A 2,904-nucleotide genomic window follows, 5' to 3' on the forward strand; every position below is an offset into this window, starting at 1 on the left:
CATCTGAATTTTAGAACTGCAAATGCATGGCTTACTTGGCGTTGTACTCCCACTTGAAGAAGTGGGAGACTTACGCCAAGTTAGTCAGGTTAAAGAGTATTAGAGTGGGGTAGTCATCAGATAAATAAAAATAGTCCCCCCTAGGAGGTAACTGGCACTTATCTCCTAGGGGGGACTATTTTTTTAGTAAAGGCTTGTCTTAAATATCTAGTATTTTTTATTTACTCTTATACCCTAGATTATATAGATGTTCTATGTAATCCGGATCATAAAAATGTTCTAGTTCCAATCTTTGATTTACTCTTTTCATGATTTCTAAAACTTTATAAGATACTTGTACTTCATCTTCCAAATTCCAATAAAAACGACATAGTTCTTCTAGCAGATTTACCATAATTTTAATCTTAGATAAATTATTTCTTATCCATTTATGTATTGGGTACACACAAAAATGTAAATAGCATGCATCTTCATTAGAATCAAGTACAAAGGTAACTTCGTTAGAATCAGTAAATATGCAGTTACAAGTGGGAATATCCTGCTTATTTTCATATTCAAATTGATCTGCCAATTTTGTAGAAACTAAGTATAATAGTTCTCCAATGTTTTCATCTATTTCAGTGGTTCCAAATAGCTTTATATTTGAAGCAATTCTCTCATCAACTTTAGCTGACAATTCTTTTAGTGCATTTTTTAATGTAGCCATATATTCCAAATCCTCCCTTTAGTGATTTATCACTATACCTATTTATCCGATGACTAGCCGCTGTAACACTCCACCTTCTAAAGGTGGAAAAGCAGAGAACCCAAATCTTGGATTTGGTGTGAATCGCTTTCTCTTTAGAGTATAACACCGGCACGTCCCTGGATAATTCATCTAAACTCAGTGGGAATACAAACTCCCACTGAGTAAGATTCATTGATATCTTACTAAATATTAAATCTTCATTTATATGCCTAGTTCTTATAAATGATTATACACGATATACTACATTTTGCAACATAAGTAAGTATATTATCATAAACATAATAGTACGTTTCATAACGTAAATAGACTTTTTGATATCATCTGGAGTCTTTGTTTGTGAATCGCTTTCACAAAGTGGGAAGGGATAGTCATTGGATAAACTCAAATAAGACATAGTAAGTAATTAGTAAATATAACTTATTACTTACTATGCCTAAAAACCCACAGCAACTAAAATGAGTTATTGGAGATTTGCATTTCCATCATAGCTTTTTTACCTTTATCTATAAAGGCACTGTTGACTTTATCAAAATTTTGATTTTGCTTTATTATGGACTGAAGCTCGCTGTTTTCTGATAAGAACTCTTTTTCCTGTAAGTTTGTATTATCAAGCCATGTCACATCCTGATCAGATGCAACACCATAGTCATTTAATATATACCAGGAACCATTTTTATTTACAAGAGATACAATTTCCACATCCGGTCTTGGATTTTGTATGTTCTGAAAATAAGTATTATAAGCACAAATCATCACTGCATAATTTCCCTGCTTTTTTATATTAAATAATTTTATTATTTCTATTTTATTCACATTAAAGGCATTCAGTTTCTTTTTAACAGAACCGACTTCTGACATCTGTGGATTTACAAAATATTTACTGAGAAATTGTGCATCTTTACTTACTTCACTGCTGTAATAACTTTTTACAGTTTCTTCTACAGTGCTTCTCTGAGAGTTCTCTGTTACTTTAGTATTTTGTATCTTCGTATTCTTTGGCGTTATCTTTGAATTTTCACTACAGCCAGTAAGTACCATTGCTGCTAACATTATAATTGACAAATTTTTGAAAATGGTTCTATTCACCCTGCATACCTTCTATCTTCAATTTTTAAGGGATTTATTTTACTAACAAATTGAATTCTACATCAAAAAAATCCCTATGTAAATAGCATAAATAAAGTTTTTTAAAGGAAATATTTTCACCAGAAATCATTTGCATTTTTTCATCAGTACGGAGTTTATTTCTCCACCTAAAATAATCACAATAGCAGTAATAAGAAGCCACAGCATCAGTATTATTATCGCGCCGATACTTCCATAGAATTTTGAATAATTTGCAAAATTATTTATGTAGAAGGAAAAGACTAGAGAAGATATTATCCAGCCTAAAGAGGCAAATAGAGCTCCAGGCATAACCTCTCTTAAACTATGTTTTTTACATGGAGCAAATTTATATACAGCATTAAATATACTTATCATAATTGCAATGCTCAATATGTATTTCATAAAATTCCATATAATTTTAAATTCCTTTGAGAGCCCAAACCATTTGATCAAAAAATTGCTGTTAGTCTCCCCAAATATAAGTAAAAACACAGAAAACATAATTATTATCACCATTCCAAAGGTAAAAGCCAGAGATATAAGTTGTACCTTTATTATGCTTCTGGACTCTTTTTCATTATAGGCCTTATTTAATCCCTTTATAACTGCATTGAAGCCAGATGAAGCAGACCATAGTGTAAGTATTATACTTATAGATAAAAGTCCTCCCTTTTTGCTGCTTACTACCTCAGAAATAGTTTTATCTGCTAAAGTATAAGCCTCTCTTGGAATTACATTTCTTAAATTATTCATAATATCACTTGTTTTTATATCACTATAACCTACTATAGTCATTAGAAATATTAAAAATGGGAAAAAAGCAAATAATAAACTATAGGCAAGCTGAGAAGACAGTGCCAGTATATCATCTGCCCATGCTTTTTTAATCATATTTATAAGTCCACATTTAAGTTTTTTTATAGAAAAAAGCATATAATCATCCTCACTCTATCAATTATTAGGCATATGAAAATAAATAATAGATCAAAGATGTGACGTATATTTTAAATTAAACAAGGAAACAGGTTCTGATGATAGTGGGCTATCAG

3 protein-coding genes are annotated in these 2,904 nt (G+C 30.8%); all 3 read right to left on the minus strand.

The features are described from left to right. Positions 1 to 217: 217 nt before the first annotated feature. The 3 genes from ABF633_RS20615 to ABF633_RS20625 all read right to left on the minus strand — a co-directional run bounded on the left by ABF633_RS20615 (position 218) and on the right by ABF633_RS20625 (position 2,788). The gene (locus ABF633_RS20615; RefSeq protein WP_415526596.1) at positions 218 to 706 is read right to left on the minus strand and encodes a hypothetical protein; all 489 of its coding nucleotides are present in this window, start codon (positions 704 to 706) and stop codon (positions 218 to 220) included. Between the two features lie 492 nt (positions 707 to 1,198). Next, the gene (locus tag ABF633_RS20620; protein WP_415526598.1) at positions 1,199 to 1,834 is read right to left on the minus strand and encodes a hypothetical protein; all 636 of its coding nucleotides are present in this window, start codon (positions 1,832 to 1,834) and stop codon (positions 1,199 to 1,201) included. Between the two features lie 126 nt (positions 1,835 to 1,960). After that, on the minus strand, positions 1,961 to 2,788 hold the full coding sequence (locus tag ABF633_RS20625; protein WP_415526600.1) for a YihY/virulence factor BrkB family protein: 828 nt from the start codon (positions 2,786 to 2,788) through the stop codon (positions 1,961 to 1,963). Between the last annotated feature and the right edge of the window lie 116 nt (positions 2,789 to 2,904).

It is taken from the genome of Clostridium sp., assembly GCF_047718555.1.
Taxonomy (GTDB): Bacteria; Bacillota; Clostridia; order Clostridiales; family Clostridiaceae; genus Clostridium_I.